The organism is Gardnerella vaginalis (genome assembly GCF_001546455.1).
GTDB lineage: Bacteria > Actinomycetota > Actinomycetes > Actinomycetales > Bifidobacteriaceae > Bifidobacterium > Bifidobacterium vaginale_B.
This window is the reverse complement of sequence record NZ_KQ956817.1, coordinates 1-16,186: the sequence shown is the minus strand read 5'-3', so window position 1 is coordinate 16,186 and position 16,186 is coordinate 1. Positions and strand designations below refer to the sequence as shown.

Annotated in this window: 14 protein-coding genes and 5 tRNA genes; 2 read left to right on the top strand and 17 right to left on the bottom strand. The window is 47.0% G+C overall.

What is annotated here, in order from left to right:
- Window positions 1-444 precede the first annotated feature (444 nt).
- The 12 genes from rplI to HMPREF3216_RS03110 all read right to left on the bottom strand — a co-directional run bounded on the left by rplI (window position 445) and on the right by HMPREF3216_RS03110 (window position 7,283).
- Window positions 445-891, bottom strand: coding sequence for a 50S ribosomal protein L9 (rplI, locus tag HMPREF3216_RS03165; RefSeq protein ID WP_004121179.1), 447 nt, complete (start codon window positions 889-891; stop codon window positions 445-447).
- Between the two features lie 15 nt (window positions 892-906).
- Window positions 907-1,155, bottom strand: a complete 249-nt coding sequence (rpsR, locus tag HMPREF3216_RS03160) for a 30S ribosomal protein S18 (protein WP_004105399.1) — start codon at window positions 1,153-1,155, stop codon at window positions 907-909.
- Between the two features lie 187 nt (window positions 1,156-1,342).
- Entirely contained in the window at window positions 1,343-2,026 is a 684-nt protein-coding gene (gene ssb / locus HMPREF3216_RS03155; protein ID WP_060786898.1) for a single-stranded DNA-binding protein, read from the bottom strand.
- Between the two features lie 117 nt (window positions 2,027-2,143).
- On the bottom strand, window positions 2,144-2,440 hold the full coding sequence (gene rpsF / locus HMPREF3216_RS03150) for a 30S ribosomal protein S6 (RefSeq protein WP_060786896.1): 297 nt from the start codon (window positions 2,438-2,440) through the stop codon (window positions 2,144-2,146).
- A gap of 221 nt (window positions 2,441-2,661) precedes the next feature.
- Window positions 2,662-3,678, bottom strand: a complete 1,017-nt coding sequence (locus tag HMPREF3216_RS03145; protein WP_060786897.1) for a ribose-phosphate diphosphokinase — start codon at window positions 3,676-3,678, stop codon at window positions 2,662-2,664.
- A gap of 68 nt (window positions 3,679-3,746) precedes the next feature.
- The gene (locus tag HMPREF3216_RS03140) at window positions 3,747-4,736 is read right to left on the bottom strand and encodes a ribokinase (RefSeq protein WP_230953856.1); all 990 of its coding nucleotides are present in this window, start codon (window positions 4,734-4,736) and stop codon (window positions 3,747-3,749) included.
- A gap of 206 nt (window positions 4,737-4,942) precedes the next feature.
- Window positions 4,943-6,307 carry a PFL family protein gene (locus HMPREF3216_RS03135; protein ID WP_060786894.1) on the bottom strand — a complete coding sequence of 455 codons (1,365 nt, stop codon included), beginning with the start codon at window positions 6,305-6,307 and terminating at the stop codon, window positions 4,943-4,945.
- A gap of 19 nt (window positions 6,308-6,326) precedes the next feature.
- Window positions 6,327-6,629 carry an ACT domain-containing protein gene (locus HMPREF3216_RS03130; RefSeq protein WP_060786893.1) on the bottom strand — a complete coding sequence of 101 codons (303 nt, stop codon included), beginning with the start codon at window positions 6,627-6,629 and terminating at the stop codon, window positions 6,327-6,329.
- Window positions 6,630-6,898: 269 nt separating this feature from the next.
- Window positions 6,899-6,971, bottom strand: a tRNA-Val gene (locus HMPREF3216_RS03125).
- 39 nt (window positions 6,972-7,010) lie between these two features.
- Window positions 7,011-7,082: transfer RNA gene (locus tag HMPREF3216_RS03120), tRNA-Val, on the bottom strand.
- A gap of 31 nt (window positions 7,083-7,113) precedes the next feature.
- A tRNA-Cys gene (locus HMPREF3216_RS03115) sits at window positions 7,114-7,184 on the bottom strand.
- Between the two features lie 26 nt (window positions 7,185-7,210).
- Window positions 7,211-7,283 (bottom strand) — tRNA-Gly (locus HMPREF3216_RS03110).
- Between the two features lie 379 nt (window positions 7,284-7,662).
- On the opposite strand from HMPREF3216_RS03110, the gene HMPREF3216_RS03105 reads away from it, so the two are divergent.
- Window positions 7,663-8,424: a Bax inhibitor-1/YccA family protein gene (locus HMPREF3216_RS03105; protein ID WP_060786892.1), complete on the top strand. Its 762-nt coding sequence runs from the start codon at window positions 7,663-7,665 to the stop codon at window positions 8,422-8,424.
- A gap of 149 nt (window positions 8,425-8,573) precedes the next feature.
- A tRNA-Ser gene (locus tag HMPREF3216_RS03100) sits at window positions 8,574-8,658 on the top strand.
- Between the two features lie 204 nt (window positions 8,659-8,862).
- Here the strand turns inward: HMPREF3216_RS03100 and HMPREF3216_RS03095 are convergent.
- The 5 genes from HMPREF3216_RS03095 to HMPREF3216_RS03075 all read right to left on the bottom strand — a co-directional run bounded on the left by HMPREF3216_RS03095 (window position 8,863) and on the right by HMPREF3216_RS03075 (window position 15,757).
- Window positions 8,863-10,155 carry a hypothetical protein gene (locus HMPREF3216_RS03095; protein WP_060786891.1) on the bottom strand — a complete coding sequence of 431 codons (1,293 nt, stop codon included), beginning with the start codon at window positions 10,153-10,155 and terminating at the stop codon, window positions 8,863-8,865.
- A 354-nt stretch (window positions 10,156-10,509) separates the two neighbouring features.
- Window positions 10,510-11,247, bottom strand: coding sequence for an Abi family protein (locus HMPREF3216_RS03090; protein ID WP_230953855.1), 738 nt, complete (start codon window positions 11,245-11,247; stop codon window positions 10,510-10,512).
- A gap of 240 nt (window positions 11,248-11,487) precedes the next feature.
- Window positions 11,488-12,303, bottom strand: a complete 816-nt coding sequence (locus HMPREF3216_RS03085; protein ID WP_060786889.1) for a GTP pyrophosphokinase — start codon at window positions 12,301-12,303, stop codon at window positions 11,488-11,490.
- A gap of 239 nt (window positions 12,304-12,542) precedes the next feature.
- On the bottom strand, window positions 12,543-13,685 hold the full coding sequence (locus tag HMPREF3216_RS03080; protein WP_060786888.1) for a class C sortase: 1,143 nt from the start codon (window positions 13,683-13,685) through the stop codon (window positions 12,543-12,545).
- A gap of 296 nt (window positions 13,686-13,981) precedes the next feature.
- A complete protein-coding gene (locus HMPREF3216_RS03075) occupies window positions 13,982-15,757 on the bottom strand; it encodes a SpaH/EbpB family LPXTG-anchored major pilin (RefSeq protein ID WP_060786887.1) in 1,776 nt (591 codons plus the stop codon).
- Window positions 15,758-16,186: the final 429 nt, after the last annotated feature.

The following is a 16,186-nucleotide window of genomic DNA, read 5'->3' as shown; positions in this document are numbered from 1 at the left end:
ATCACGTACAAAAAGCGTCAAACAACTCCGCATTTTGTAGCTCAAAACAGCAAAATCAACAACATTCTCGGGAAATCACTCGCGCGTTACAGCGCGCCCACGTTTGTTTCTTTTTCCCCACGTTTGTTCCCATTTTGGCCAATTTCGTAAACAAACTCGGGCACACTCCCCCACGTTTGTTCCCATTTTTGGTGTTTTGGGAAACAAACACAAGAACACTCCCCCACGTTTGTTCCCATTTTGGCCAATTTTGGAAACGAAAAAAGCCCCGCGCAAGTCGCAGCAAATAAAACTCGCCACAACTCACGCAGAGCTAATGCTTAAGATCAATCCAAATGGATTGCCTCCCATCGCAAATTCCGCAAAATCACAAGCAAGAATTCACAAGCAAGAATTCACAAGCAAGACCCGCAAAACCCGCGTGGGAAGCTGGAACACGTTTAACTACTCAGCTACAACCTTAACAGTAAAGGAAGCAGTGATTTCTGGGTGAAGAGCCACAGTTGCTGGGAATTCGCCAGTGGTCTTGATTGCAGCAACGCTAATAGCGCGTGCTTCAACAGCGGCCTTTGGCGCCAAAGCGGCAGCAATCTTATCGGCGGAAACACCACCAAAGAGCTTGCCGGATTCGCTCACCTTAGCGGCGATTTCTACAACAGTGCCTTCAATTGCGGCCTTAGCTGCAACGGCCTCTTCGCGAGTGGCCACAGCCTTAGCCAAGCGTGCGCGACGCATAGCTTCAATCTGGGAAGCAGCGCCCTTATTCCACGCAAAGGCCAAGCCCTGTGGAATCAAGTAGTTACGTGCGTAACCAGCCTTAACAGTAATAACGTCACCCGAGTGACCCAAGTTTGCAACGGTCTTGGTGAGAATAACCTTGGTTTCTGCCATGTTCTATCCTCTCAATCAGCGACCAGTGGTGGCGTATGGGAGCAAAGCCATCTCGCGAGCGTTCTTAACGGCCTTCGCGATCTTGCGCTGTTCCTGTACGGTTACACCAGTAATACGGCGAGAACGAATCTTGCCGCGGTCCGAAACGAACTTGCGCAACAAAGCAACGTCCTTGTAATCAATTTCAGTAATCTTGGCAGCCTTTAAAGGATTTGGCTTCTTCTTAAAAGGCTTGACCGGTGGTTGCGGCCTCTTACGTGACATAGGATGTCCTCTCTTAAATGCGTTAAACGTTTGTTTATACGCTAAACTGATGTTTTTAATTGTAAAGTCGTATTTAGATTTTTGCCGATATTAGTTTTACAAACAATAAGCCATTTTGCTAAGCATATTTGCTAATCTATCTGCCCTAAAGCAGCGGCGCCTAGACGCCATTAGCCCGCACAGCAAACTAGAATTCTGGCTCTTCGTCTGCTCCACCAAAATCGGAGCTAGCTCCAAACGTTGCAAATCCGCCGTTTGAAGGAGCCGAAGCGCTCCACGGGTCTTCAACGTTTACGCCCTGATTAGCGCCATTTTGTGCAGGCATTCCAGCGCCCATTCCAGCACCCGCACCAGCGGCCGCACTATTCGCATAATTCGCGCCGCCAGCATAACCACCAGTGTATCCACCAGCAGCCATTCCAGCGCCAGCGCCCATTCCCGCGCCCGCTCCAAAATCAGCACCCTGATTAAATCCGCCATTATTCCCCGCAAAACCGCCCTTAGAGCTCAAACGATTAACTTGAGCGGTGGCAAATCGCAAGGATGGCCCAATCTCATCAATCATCAAATCAATGCTGTATCGCTTTTCGTTGCTGTTTTTATCAACGTAGTTGTTTGCACGCAACCTACCCTGAACAATAACGCGCATTCCCTTTGTAAGCGTTTGCGCGCAATGCTCGGCCAAGTCGCCCCAAGCAACGCATCTAAGCGATAATGGCGTGCCGTTAACGTAGCTGTTTGTTCTTCGGTCAAAAGTAGAAGAATTAGAAACAATCGTAAAAGACGTTCTAACGCTACCGTTGGAACTGGTAGCAGTCTCTGGCTCTTTAGCCAAATTACCAATCACCGTTATAACAGTTTCTCCAGCCATCGTAGCCTCGTTTCTATTAAGACTTGGAACAATTTTTTGGAACAATTAGAGCAAATCCAAAATAATTTTGAATATCTTAGATTTTGACTTTTTGACTTTACTTTGCTTTATTTTGCTTTACTTTGCGTCCTTGCGAAGAATCTTCGTGCGGACTACGGATTCGTTAAGATTCAAAACACGGTCAAGCTCGTCGCTAAGGGCTGGCTCAGCAGTGTAATTCACTACAACGTAGTTACCTTCGTTCTTGCCATTAATCTCGTAAGCAAGCTTACGGCGACCCCAATAGTCGGTACCATCAACGGAACCGCCCTCTTTGGTGACAAGCTCAAGATACTGCTCGGTCAACTTCTTAAGACCACGCTCATCAAGCTCTGGATCGGCAATGAACATCAGTTCATACTTATGTGCAGACATCACCCACCTCCTTCGGACTATTCGGCTGCGGGCTTTCCACAGCAGGAGTGTGTTTGCAAAATCGTTCGTAAATCAAGGTTATTACGCAATTTATTACGCAATTTATTACGCAATAATCATGCACTAATAATGCAATATATTTTTGCATATTTAATTTTACGAACAACCTGCTAATTCTACATCATGCTTGCGACTCACCGCCGCGCAGCTAATCAACAACACTAATGAGCGTAAATATTTCTATGCTTCATGTCTTCTGGAAGCGCGTTTCTAAGCGAAACAAGCGACCCAGACCTAAACACAGACCTAATTCCCGCAGCCAAAAGCGGCGCAATCGAAAGAACCGTCATGTTTTCTAAGCGCTTTTCTTCTGGAACAGGAACCGTATCCGTTAAAATAATTTCGCGCGCACCGCAACTCTTAAGTCGCTCTACCGCAGGCCCCGAAAGCAGCGCGTGAGTGGCAACCAAGGTAACGGATTTTGCACCCGCCCCCTTAAGCGTGCGCACCGCTTCGCAAATCGTGCCAGCCGTGTCAATCATATCGTCTACAACAATGCAATCGCGACCGCTAATATCGCCAATAATTCCGTGCGCTTCCGCATGATTTGGCCTTGTTGTATCGCGCGTTTTGTGAATAAACGCCAACGGCAATCCGCCGAGCTTTGCAGCCCACTGCTCCGAAACCTTGATTCGCCCAGCGTCTGGCGAAACAATCGTAGTGTTTTCTAGGCTCATTGTGTTGCGAACGTAGTCAATCAAAACTGGCATAGCCGTTAAGTGGTCCACAGGCCCGTCGAAGAATCCCTGCTCCTGAGTCGCGTGCATGTCTACCGTCAAAATTCTTGTGGCTCCAGCAGATCGGAACAAGTCAAACATAAGTCGCGCTGTAATTGGCTCGCGGCCTTGATGCTTTTTGTCTTGACGCGAATACCCAAAGAAAGGCGCAACAACGTTTATGCTTCTAGCGGATGCTCGCCTTAAAGAATCCACCATAAGCAGCTGTTCCATAATCCAATTGTTGATTGGATCGGTGTGTGCTTGCAAAACAAAAACGTCCGCGCCTCTAACTGGCTGCGTAAAGCGCACGTACATCTCCCCGTTTGCAAAGTCATAGGCAGTTGTTTCCAGCACGTCTATGCCAAGGTAGCTTGCAGTTTCTTCCGCAAGCTGTGGGTACGCCCTACCCGTTACCAGCATCATTTGCTTTTTTGGAGTGCCTTCAAGAATTGTTGACATATCTGCCTTCCCATTGCAAAATCGGTAAAAAAACGCGTACGCATCTAGTCTATCAGCATACAGCGCCACTACTCAAACGCGCGAACCACCTGCTGCGCGCTGCCGTATGAGCTTTGCGCACCAAATCCCATTGCCGCATACGCCGAAACGTAGGTGGCCACTTGCGCGCTTTGCGCTAGGCTAAATCCAGCGGCGAGCGCTGCCAAAACGGTTCCCATAAACGCGTCTCCGCAGCCCGTGGTGTCTACTGCCTTAACGCGCTGAGGGCAAATGCGCACAACCTTTTTGCCATCTTGCGCCGCAAAGTCTAAAACAACCGAACCTTTTGCGCCAAGCGTTACAACGGCCTCGTCGAAGCCGTACTCGCGCATAACGCGCGCCGCATTATCCCAGTCAAAATCGTCCCAATTTCCGTCTTCTGGTTCGCTAATTTTAAGCAGCTGCGCCATCTCGTGCTCGTTTACAAGAAGTATGCTTGCGTTTTCAATCAACTCGCGCGGAAGCTCGCTTACAAAAGGCGAATTGTTTAACAAAACTTTTACGCCAGCCGCGTGCGCGATTTTTGCCGCCGCCGTTACGGTTTCCATTGGGCTTTCTAAGCAAAGTCCTAAAACGCTTGCTCCGCAAATCGCCTGCTTAACATCGTCTTGACTAATATATTCCACGCTCACTTTTGCGTTGGATCCTGGCGCGTAAACGATTGTATTTTCGCCGCCTTTGGCGTCTACTGTGATTACGGTTGCGCCGCTTTTTACGCCTTCTACGCGCAGGATTTTACACGTATCTACGCCAGCGGATTCCAGCGTGTTTAGCAGGAATTTTGCGTTTTCGTCGCTGCCTACCGCGCCAAACATTTGCACGTTTGCTCCGATTTTTGCGGCAGAAACGGCCTGGTTGCCCGATTTTCCGCCTGGCAGTACGCGCAAATCGCTTCCGTTTACGGTTTCTCCAGGATTTGGCAGGCGGTCGGCAACTATTGTGTAGTCGGCGTTCATGGAGCCTACTACTGCAACGCGATTGCTTGATTCACCTATCTTTTCTAGCGCGCTAGCAAGCATTTCACTGCTTAGCGGCGTGGTCTGTTCCATAATGACTTCCTTTCGTAAATCATTATTAAATTGTGATTAAAGTCGTAATTAAGCCGTGACTTAAATCGTGACTTAAACCGTAATTTAAATCGTGATTAAACCGTTATTAAATCGTTATTAAATCGTGACTTAAACCGTGACTTAAACCGTAATTTAAATCGTTATTAAATCGTGACTTAATTCTTAAAGCTGTGCACAGGCGCTGGAAGCCGCCCGCCGCGCGAAACAAACTCCTCGCAGCTTTCGGTGTTTACTGGCATAATCGGAGCATACCCCATTAAACCGCCAAAATTGGCCATTTGTCCAACGCCTTTGCCTTCCACAGGGATTATGCGCACGGCAGTGGTTTTTTGATTTATCATGCCAATTGCCGCCTCGTCCGCAATCATTCCAGATATTGTTGCGGCGGTTGTGCTTCCAGGAATCGCAATCATATCTAGGCCTACCGAACATACGCACGTCATTGCTTCCAGCTTTTCTATTTTAAGGCAGCCAGACTTTGCGGCAGCAATCATGTTTGCGTCTTCCGAAACAGGTATAAACGCACCAGAAAGCCCGCCAACGTAGCTGCTGGCCATTATTCCGCCCTTTTTAACTTGATCGTTAAGCATTGCAAGAGCGGCGGTTGTGCCAGGCGCGCCAACGGTGGAAAGTCCGATTTTCTCTAGTACTTCGCCTACGGAATCTCCCACGGCTGGAGTTGGAGCAAGCGAAAGGTCGATTATTCCAAACGGCACACCAAGCCTTCTAGACGCCTCTTGCGCAACCAGCTGGCCGACTCGCGTAATCTTAAAAGCTGTGCGCTTAATCGTCTCGCACAAGAACGCAAAATCCTTGCCACGCGCCTCGTCTAGCGCGCGCGAAACCACGCCTGGCCCCGATACGCCAACGTTTATTACAGCGTCTCCTTCGGTTACGCCGTGGAATCCGCCTGCCATAAACGGATTATCGTCTGGAGCGTTGCAAAATGCCACGAATTTTACGCATCCGTACGAGTCGCGGTCTGCAGTGGCGCGCGCGATTTGCTTGACTACTCGCCCAAGCAGCTGAACGCAATCCATGTCGATTCCAGTGCGAGTGGACCCCACGTTTGCGCTCGAGCACACAATATCCGTCTCGCTCAAGGCTTTTGGCAGCGATTCTATAAGCATGCGATCGGCGGCGGTCATGGATTTTGCGGGCAGTGCGGAATAGCCGCCAATCAAGTCTACGCCAACTTTTTTGGCCGCTTTGTCTAGCGCGTGCGCAATCTGCACAAAGTCGTCTGGGCTTTTGCATGCGGCGGCACCAACAAGGCTTATTGGCGTTACGGTTATGCGCTTGTTTACAATCGGAATTCCGTAGTCGCGCTCAATCGCGCAGCCCGTGCTGACTAAGTCTTTTGCAAGGCGCGTAATCTTGTTGTATACGTTTTCGCACACTTTTTGCACGCTTGCGTCTGCGCAGTCTAGCAGATTTATTCCCATTGTTATGGTTCTAACGTCGAGCTTTTCTTGCTCGATCATGGAGTTTGTTTCGCTCACTTCCATAATGTTTAGCATGGGCTTCTCCTACTAATCCCTAGATTCTGTGCATGTTTGTAAAGATTTCCGCGCGCTGGCAGTGTATGCTAACGCCTATTTCTTCGCCCAGCTTTGCCAGTTCTTCGGCCAGTTCGCCAAATTCTACGCTTATTTCGTTTACGTCCACAATCATCATCATGTTAAAGAATCCGTTGACGATTGTTTGAGATATATCTAAAATATTTGCTTTGCTGTTTGCTAAGTGAGTCGTGACTTTAGCTATGATTCCTACAGCGTCTTTGCCCACTACGGTGATTACGGCTTTGTTTTCATCATTATTAGTGGGATTAGTGGTGTTCATAATCACTCCTATTGGCTATATGTGATTTTTGCTGCGCAACAGCTGTTCTATGTGCCTTTCGCGCGCGATTTTCTCCTTATTTATACTATTGCCCGCCGCGTATAATCGACAATTCGTTGCGATTGGATGGCACTTGTGCGTGATGCAACGCGATGCGACGTGATGCAGCGTGATGCGACGTGATGCAACGCGATGCGAGCTGATTTACAATGCGAACAACGATGAATAAAAAAAAAACGCGGTAAAATACCGCGAAAACAAACATATTGTGGGTGATATAGGAATCGAACCTATGACCCCTTCCGTGTGAAGGAAGTGCGCTAGCCGCTGCGCCAATCACCCAAAATTTTTTAATTATGCGTGAAAGGCAATCCTTTCGAGTGGGCGATACAAGGTTCGAACTTGTGACCCCTTCCGTGTCAGGGAAGTGCGCTACCACTGCGCCAACCGCCCAGGTTGTTTATTAAGCTAACACGCTCAATCGAGGTGGGTACGAGAGTCGAACTCATCTATACGGCTTTGCAGGCCGCTGCCTAACCGCTTGGCTAACCCACCACAGGCCGATAACTCACCAGACCTAGAGCGGACAACGGGACTCGAACCCGCGGTCTCAACCTTGGCAAGGTTGCGCTTTACCAACTAAGCTATGTCCGCAACGCATTCTCGCTAACTAATGCCAGCTCGAAGCACGAGTAACTACTATACCCTAAATATTTTCAAATGCAAGTCCTATCCATATTTGGCGTGTCGAGCAACATTCTCGATCATTTTTCCCGATTTTGTAGCTGATTTTGCCATTTTTAACAACATTCTCGGGAAAAACCTCCCGATTTTGTAGCTCAACATGCCAATTTGAACAACATTCTCGGGAAATTGCTCGCGCGGATTAGCTGCGCTCAGGCAGGTCGTCGCGTCCTTTTGTTGCCGATCTTTTACTCTTGCGCATTTCGTACAAATGTACTATACTCATATTTTCAAGGGTTTATAGAGTTGTATAGAGTTGTATATGGTCTTATAGAATTTAGGAGGATTTATGGGAGATTTTGGAAATTTTAACGGCAATTATGCTGGCGATTTCGCACAAAACCCAACAATCGTAGACGCGCAGGCCACTTATGTGCGCGAGCAGGCCGAGCGCGTGAGCGTTCGTCGCGTTTATGCAGAAATGACCGTTGGCTTAATTGTTACAACGCTTGTTGCAATGTTTACGCAAAGCACAGGCGCGCTTTATTCGTACTTGTATGCTACGGGTCGGTTCGGCTTCTTCGGCATTGTTATTGCGCAGGTGGCGCTGGCTGTTGTGCTTGGAATGCGCATTATGAAGATGAGCGTTACGGCGGCGCGCGCGCTTTTTTACGCCTATGCAGCGCTTACAGGCTTTACGCTTAGTACGATTTTTACCGTGTTTAGCCTTGGCTCTATTGCAATGGTTTTGGCACTTACAGCGGGATTCTTCCTATGCCTTACAATGCTTGCGCTCACTACAAAAGTGAATATGCTTAAGGCTGGCCCAATTCTTATGGTGGCACTTATCGTGCTTGTAATTAGCCAAGTTATCTTTATGTTTGTTGCACCAACCGCTGGCACTATGCGATTTATTGCGGCGATTGCGGTGCTTATTTTTGCAGGTCTTACGGCTTACGATGCGCAGAAAACGCGTGCGATTTTTGAAGCGTACGCCAATCAGCCAGAGATGATTAAGCGCGTTTCAATTATTTGCGCGTTTAATCTTTATTTGGACTTTATCAACATGTTTGTTTACTTGTTGGAGTTGCTGGGAAATAGGCGCGACTAGGTATTGGCGTGGCTCGTGCGGCTCGAGTATGATGCGCGAGCGTGCGGGCGCGACTCGTGCGGGCGCGCGCTTATCCCAAGTTTTCCCAGGGATTATGGTAAAATGTGCGATTGTGCACTTTTTACGTTTATAGCGTAGCACGCACAACTGGATGGGTGTCCGAGCGGTCTAAGGAGACGGTCTTGAAAACCGTTGTAGGGAAACCTACCGCGAGTTCGAATCTCGCCTCATCCGCGAACGGGGTTTCTAGCAAATCGCTAGAAGCCCTTTTTTCGTCTCTTGCGTCTATAACAACAAAAAGCGGAACCAATTGACGCACTTTGTACCACATTTGACCCAAATCACGTACAAAACCCGTCAATCAACTCCGCACTTTGTACCACATTTGACCCAAATCACGTACAAAAAGCGGAAAAGATTAATCAAGAATGCTGTAAATCACGCAACGGCCACGGGAACACCTGCCGAAAGCAACTTCTTCTTAAATTCAATCGGATTCAAGATATCGCAATAATCAAATCGCACAATACTATCAACTCCGCATTCCATAAGCCACCGCTCTCTATTGCGTTCCCTCCTAACTGCATCGCGATTATATCTATATAAGTTATTTGTGCTGAAGTTGTTGATATTTTCCGCACTTCCATCAAAATCCTCAGCACGCAAATCGCCAGCAACCGAGCGGTTATTAAGCGAAGTCCTATCTTCAATCAAATATTTATCAGTACCATCCAGCTCGCCAACAATAATTTTTCCGTTAACTTTCCACATAAAATCTGCGCGATACGGACTCTGCGTGCAATTCGGATTCGGAAACTCGTGCTGCAATTGTGGCTCCACAAAACCAAGCTCAAGCATAACCGCACGCGCCAGCGACTCTCCACCGTTCTCGCTCTTAGGATTCGCATACTTTACCAAAGTCTCCATTCGCGACAAAACATCAAATTTATCAGTGTCACGAAAATTTGGATTGTTAATAGGCGAATAATTTACACCATAAAAATCCGCGTTTGTTGGATTCTGAACACTGTTCAAGAACTGCGGCGTATCGCTACAACAATCCATGGAGCCGTAAAATTTACGACAAACACGCAAAATTTTGTTAAGATCTTCACCCTTGCGAGCCGCTGAATCGAAAGTTGCTAGCGACTCAGCGAACGATCCCTTCCAAGCGCAAGCATATAGAACATTATAAATGCTGGCAACATGACTAATAGCAAGTTCTTCAGCAGTTGCAATATGACCAAATGACGATGACGACGATGACAATGACGCCGCCGCCGACGCCGCATTTTTATATCTGTTTTTATTAAAATCATCAAGCCTTATGCCAAACTCATCCTCTATTATGTCTGGAAGTTTTAGTCGGCTATATTTGTGTCTAAATGCATCCCGCACCGACTTTTTCTTGTCCAAATCAGATTTTTTGCAATTCGAAGAAAATTTTTCCGCATAACTAGACGACACATATATTTCAGTAAGCGAATGATGGATGTAAGGCAAGTGAACCACATCCAGCCCCAAAAGCACGGCGGCAGTTTCGCCAGTAAAATTCCACTTTCTTATCTTTATCTTATTTGTAAGAGTGATTGCAATACGCTTGACTTTATCTTTGTACAGCAATTGATTCCAGTGATCGCGAATAGCGTAGAAGCCGTAATATGGCTCAATCAGCTCTCCAGACTTAAGATATCGGCGCAGAATTGAGCGGTCGTTGAAACACGAGGCCATTAGGCATGAATTATTTCGCTCCGACTCAAGTAAATTGTTCATGAGTCTGGCAGGGAGATTTGTATTTCTACAAGATGTCTCTGAATCATATGAGAGAATTGGATTAACGTTCATAGGCCGATAATAAGTGGCGGCGTTTTGATTGTAAATAGATTTTTAGCAATGTGGTTAAAGGCTATAAACCGTTGAAAACCGCGCGTTTTGTAGCGATTCATGGCGTGTCGTGCTACATTTTCGGGAAAAACCTCCCGACTTTGTAGTTCAAAACCACAAAACCAACAACATTCTCGGGAAAAAATTACCGAAAATGTAGTTCAAAACCACAAAACCAACAACATTCTCGGGAAGTTTTATTCAACCATCTATTAGTTCCAAATACTTATTAGCCGCTTTACGTATTTTCGCAGAATCAATCCAGCCATTCGTAAACGATTTATTAACTGAATGAAGTAGCGTAAACAATGCGTTTGTAAGATTTCTCTTTCCCTTAGCTATGTTGTATAGATTATCAAAATGAGCTGCTTTATTCCTAATCTCTTTAATATAAATAAGATTTTTTGCTATTGTCTTCCTATCCTCATCATATTTTTTATTGCTCTTGGAATCATTCACAAATGGAAATGCGTTACATATAGACATTTGCCAAAGTTTTTGCTGTATGAGATTGTTTTTTGTTGTTTCAGAAGATCCAATAAGTTTTACCCACGTTCCCCACATGAGTTTAGATAAAATGTCATCATGAGTTACACTGCTACCAGCATGAGCGTGAACTGCAATTTTTTTCGCTTCATTGATTTGATTTTTTATTAAGTCTTTAACTAAATCTGGCGTATATAGAGGATTAGTCCATGCTTCATTTTGCTTTTCTTGCAATGCAAGTTTGCGAAGTTCTAAATCAATTGAATTACGCACGCATATTTCTACGTATCCAATCTGCTCGTGTAGTATTCCTGCTAATTCATGATTTGATTTGCATATAAGCATGGCTGTGCTCACATCATTATTCGCATCGCGCATATAACGTTCAAATCGTGCAACGCCGCAGAATTGTTGCGCTTCTTGAAGAGATATAAAAGATGTATTAGCAGCCATTAAGACATTGTACATCTAGTTTGATATTTAACGCAGAAATACAAGCAAAAAATGATTGCAAAAATACAAATCTTTATGGAGTGTGATAGAATTGACACACCTGTGTAGGTTGCTCCTACACGTGATTTCATTGAGCTCTTGTTCATTTTGGACAAGAGCTCAGTTGCTTTATCCACATTATGCAGAACGCAGAGCAACAAAGTCGGGAAAAACTTACCGACTTTGTAGCTCGTCGCGCGCCTACGACTCAGGCGCATCCTCCACACGCGGCGCACCATTAATATCGCGATGAATTCCCTGCATCTGCGCCTCAATGGCCTGCAAATTCTGCGCGCACTCAAGCAGCGTCTTGGAATGCTCCGCCAGCTTTGCATCCGGCAAATCCGCCTTATACCGCAACGCGTGCTCCAAACTGGCCCAGTAATCCATTGCAATCGTGCGGAATTGCACCTCAACAGGCGTGTAATGCGCGCCCGACGACAAAAACACCGGCACAGCGTAAATCACATGCAAACTGCGGTACCCATTCGGCTTTGGGTTTTTAATGTAGTCCTTAACCTGCAGCACTTGAATGTCCGTTTGCTTGGAAAGGTATTGCGCCACCGCGTACACGTCGTCGCGATAATTGCAAATCACGCGGATCCCAGCCACGTCAAACAGGTTGTCTCGAATCGAACGCGTTGATATGCTTAGGTTTCTGCGACGCAGCTTCTCAAAAATCGAGTGCACGGATTTTAGCCGCCGCTCCATGTGATGCACGGGGTTGTGCGAAAATCGCACCTGAAACTCGCCGTCCAAAATCTCCAGCTTCGTGCTAATTTCGTACATCGCGCCTTCGTACACCTGCATCATGTTTACAAATTCGTCCATTTGCTCGGGCGGAAGATGCGGCGTTTCGCTTTTTATAGATGATTTTTGCGCGGACTTTTCGTCGGCGGTTGCTTGCGACTTTTCCGCGGCTGGCGCGGCGGCGTCTTGCGCCCCACCATCGCCCGCCCCCTGCAGGCTGGCGTAAAGTTCGGCCAAATTTAAACGATTATGACGATCAAGTATCACGTTTTTCTATTTTACTCGCAATCTTGCTATAAGTCTGATAATCACCTGGGAATATGCGTGCTCGAAGGTATGTCGTCGCGCCCGAAAATGTAGCTCAAAACCACAAAATCTGCAACAAAATCGGGAAAAAGTTACCGACTTTGTAGCTCAAAACGGCAAAATCAACAACATTCTCGGGAAAAACTTACAGACTTTGTAGCTCTAAACAGCGTATTGGACTACAAAATCGGGAAATAGCGCTAGCGCAGTTTAACCTCGCCACGCCCAACCCATAGTATATGCTTACCGCGAATATCCCACTTGCGCCGCCTCTTGCCAGCCGCCGCCGTAATCATCATGGAAAGAATCGCCAGCGAGAATATCATCGCTATAACAAACAGCGTCATCCAAAGCGGCCACTGCACATGGTCCTCCGGCGCCGCAACAGGGTCCGGCAGCACGCGGTAACCCGTCACCAGCAACCTGTGCGAGTTCACGCCGTACGGCGTGCACGTAAGCAGCGTTGCCAAATCGCGCCCAGGCTCGCGCTGCAGCAGGCTTATGTCGTGCGGATCCACCACGTTTATGCGAAACACCTTGTATCGCAAGGTCTCGCCTTGCACGTCTAGGTAAAAGTAGTCGCCCTTTTTAAGGTCGGTTAGCGAGTCGAACATGGTTGCGTTCGGCAAGCCCGTGTGCGCGGTGATCACGGTGTGCCGCCCCTTGCCGCCCACTGGCAAATCCGTTCCGTACAAGTGCCCCGCGCCTCGCGCCAGCGTCTCCTGCAGCGTGCCGTGGTAAATCGGCAGCTTTACGCCAATCTTCGGAATCTTTACAATGCCAATAATGCCCATCGGCTCCTCAAGCGCTTTAAGGTAGCGCTTGTATCCAGGTGTGTTGGTTAGGTCTTCCTGACCGTCGCCGCCGTACGGGTCTCGCGTGAGCATATCCTTGCGCGTTGCGTTGTAACGCTTCGCGGCGCGAATGTGTGCGCGTCGCACGTCGCCAGCCTGGTCGTGGTTGTACTTATCGTACGCTGTGGAAATCTCCTTAGAAACGTGATTGTTCCACAGCGTTGAGCACACAGGGTAGCTAAAGCACAGAATTCCCGCAAGAACCAGCGCAATCGGCTCTATAATGCGCATCAGCGCGCTTTTCTTTTTAGTTATTCTTTTAGTTATTTTTTTAGTTTTAAGTGTATTTTGATTTATATTTTTGCTTGAGTTAGATAGTGGAGTTTGCTCTTCGGCTGCTTGCGATTTTTCCGCGGCCACACTACTCGCACCAGCCACACTGCTCGCGCCAGCCACATTGGAGGTAAGCTTCGCCTTATTCTTAAACAATTTAGCAACCGCGCGCTCGCTCAACGAGCGGCACAAATTGCTAATATCGGCTAGCTTCATAACTCCTCCAAGCTCAAGCTATTTAATGAAATAACTCCGCATTTTGTACAAAATTTGGCCTAAATCACGTACAAAAAGCGGAAAAGTTGACGCACTTTGTACCACATTTGACCCAAATCACGTACAAACTCGGGAAAGATTAGAGCACTTTGTACCAGAACACGCCAGCGTAGAAACAAAATGCTCAACGCATTTTGTTTTAAGCGCTGCAGCGTGTCTTCTGGTACAAAGTGCCTAAATCTTTTGCATGATTAAACCAAACGCCACCTAATCCAGCGTTGGCTAATCACACACAATCACGCAGCCTGCTCTTCTTCCTTCTTGCGATTCTTAAGGAATACGAACATACCAGAGCCAACGAGGCCGAGGCCAATAAGCGCAAAGATAATCACGCCAGCAGCACCAGTTTCTGGAAGGTTAAACCAGCGCTTGTTGCCTTCACCGCCGTTTGGAAGATCCTTAAATATGTAGGTAAAGATAGCTTTAGTAGTGTCATAACCTTCACCCGTATTATTTGCAGTAACTTCCTCAACCTTTGGAGACAAAGCAAAGCCTTCTGGAGCAGCGGTTTCTACAATGTAGAAGGTCTCTCCAACCTTAACTTCAAAAGCACCAGTCAAACCAGTGCCGTCAGCAGTGCCTTTGTTTGCGCCTGCAAGGCCATAAGCAATGGCATCAGAATTCGTGCCTTTAACAAGACCCTTAGTAGCCTTGTCCTTGCAGTTGGCATCAGTACGAGCCTTATCTGCTGCGCAAGCAACAGCATCATCCTTCTTAGCAAAGACAGCAAACTTAGCATCCTTAAGCACCTTGCTAGTATCGGTTCCATCAACCTTCTTAATCTGGAACTTAACAAGCGTCACCTTTGTATTTGGATCATTTTCTTTAGGATTGACTGGATCTGGAGTCTTTTCACCATTTTTGTGACCTGGCTGGAAACCATACTTGTTGAAGAAGCCAGTAGCTGTAGTAGGAGCATCTGCTTTAAGCTTAAACGTAAACTTAACAGTTAACTGTGGAAGCTGAGCCTTGTTGGTGGCAGTCTTGATGGCGTTAGCAATGTCAGCAAGACCACCATTATCGCCGTCGGTAAACTCTACTTTAATGCGAACACGTCCACTTTCTGGACCATTTGCTTTAGAAGCGTCATACTTTTCAACACTAACCTTGTACTTATCTTCTTGGGTTCCAGTGTTATTAATTGGTGTAGTGCCAATATTGACTTCCGTAACCAACTTCTTAGCATCAGCCGCACTGAGATTATCAGTCACACCTTCATACGCATTAGTTAACGCGTCATCCCACACAGCAAAATCCTTGAAATCATCCTTTGTGTAGCTACCAGGATCGGTTGTGGACGTTGTAGTAACATCTGTGGTAATGGTGTAAGGAATCTCATCGCCAGCACCAACAGTGCCCTTGGTGTCAACCTTCTTCTTAATATCAGTTGGCTTGTTTTTTGGCGATACCTCTACATCGTACTTGTAGGTGTTATCCGTGCTGCCTTCCGCACGAGTAACTTGCGGAATCGTCATGAAGAATGGCTTAGAAAGACCAGCATAGCCAGCTGGTGTCTTTGTTTCTTCAACCTTGTAAAGGCCGATCTCAAGGTCAGAGAACTTTGCTTCACCTTTGACTTCACCTTTTGCGGTATTGTCTTCGGAAGCAGTTGTAACCTTTTTAGCAGTATCAAGATCCAAATTAGCATCATTTGGATTTGCGTTCAAAGCACTAACCTTAGCGGCAACCTTCATCCAGTCGTCGTAGCTCTTGAGGTTTAATTCAGCAGTATCACTCTTATTAAGCTTCTTAACCCTAGTAACAGTGAACTCTGCTCCAGGAACTTTTTCTTGCTTTTCCTGAGTGCCATCACTGTTCAGCTTGTACTTGTACTTGATGATGTTGATGGAGCCCTTTATATTTTCCTGTCCCGTAGGCAATGCCCATGGAGCAGGCTTTGCATCCTCAGCCCAAGCGGAGCTGCCAGCAACCACGGCGCCAGCGACGCACAGCGTGCCAGCCATCGCGAGCGAGGCCACCGCGGCCACGCACTGCTTTGTTATCTTGTTCATATTTTCTCCTTGTTTGTTTTGTTCTTGCGAACACTTTGAGAGATATGTGTTATGTTTTGTTAGTTTATGTTAATTAGTTTGTGCAAATCAACCAGCTTCTGTTAGTCAACCAACTTCCGCCAGTTAAACCAACTTCCGTTAGTCAACCAACTTCCGACAGCCAATTCACACTAGCTAATCCATTTAGTTATCATTTTCAGTTTTGATTGAGCACAATCATGCGCCCAAACCCTCCCGCAGGTTTTACGCTGCAGAAAATATCTTCATCAGCATCGCCACCTTTCGGTTATCCACCATTCGATGCGCAGCATTACGCCGCCGCACCGCTCGGCAGTTTTGCGGATAAAAGATTTGATTGCGGGGGCAGGTTCCGCGTGGCCGCAAGCCGCCGCGCCTACAGCGCGATTAGCCGCCGCTGCGAGCGAGGCT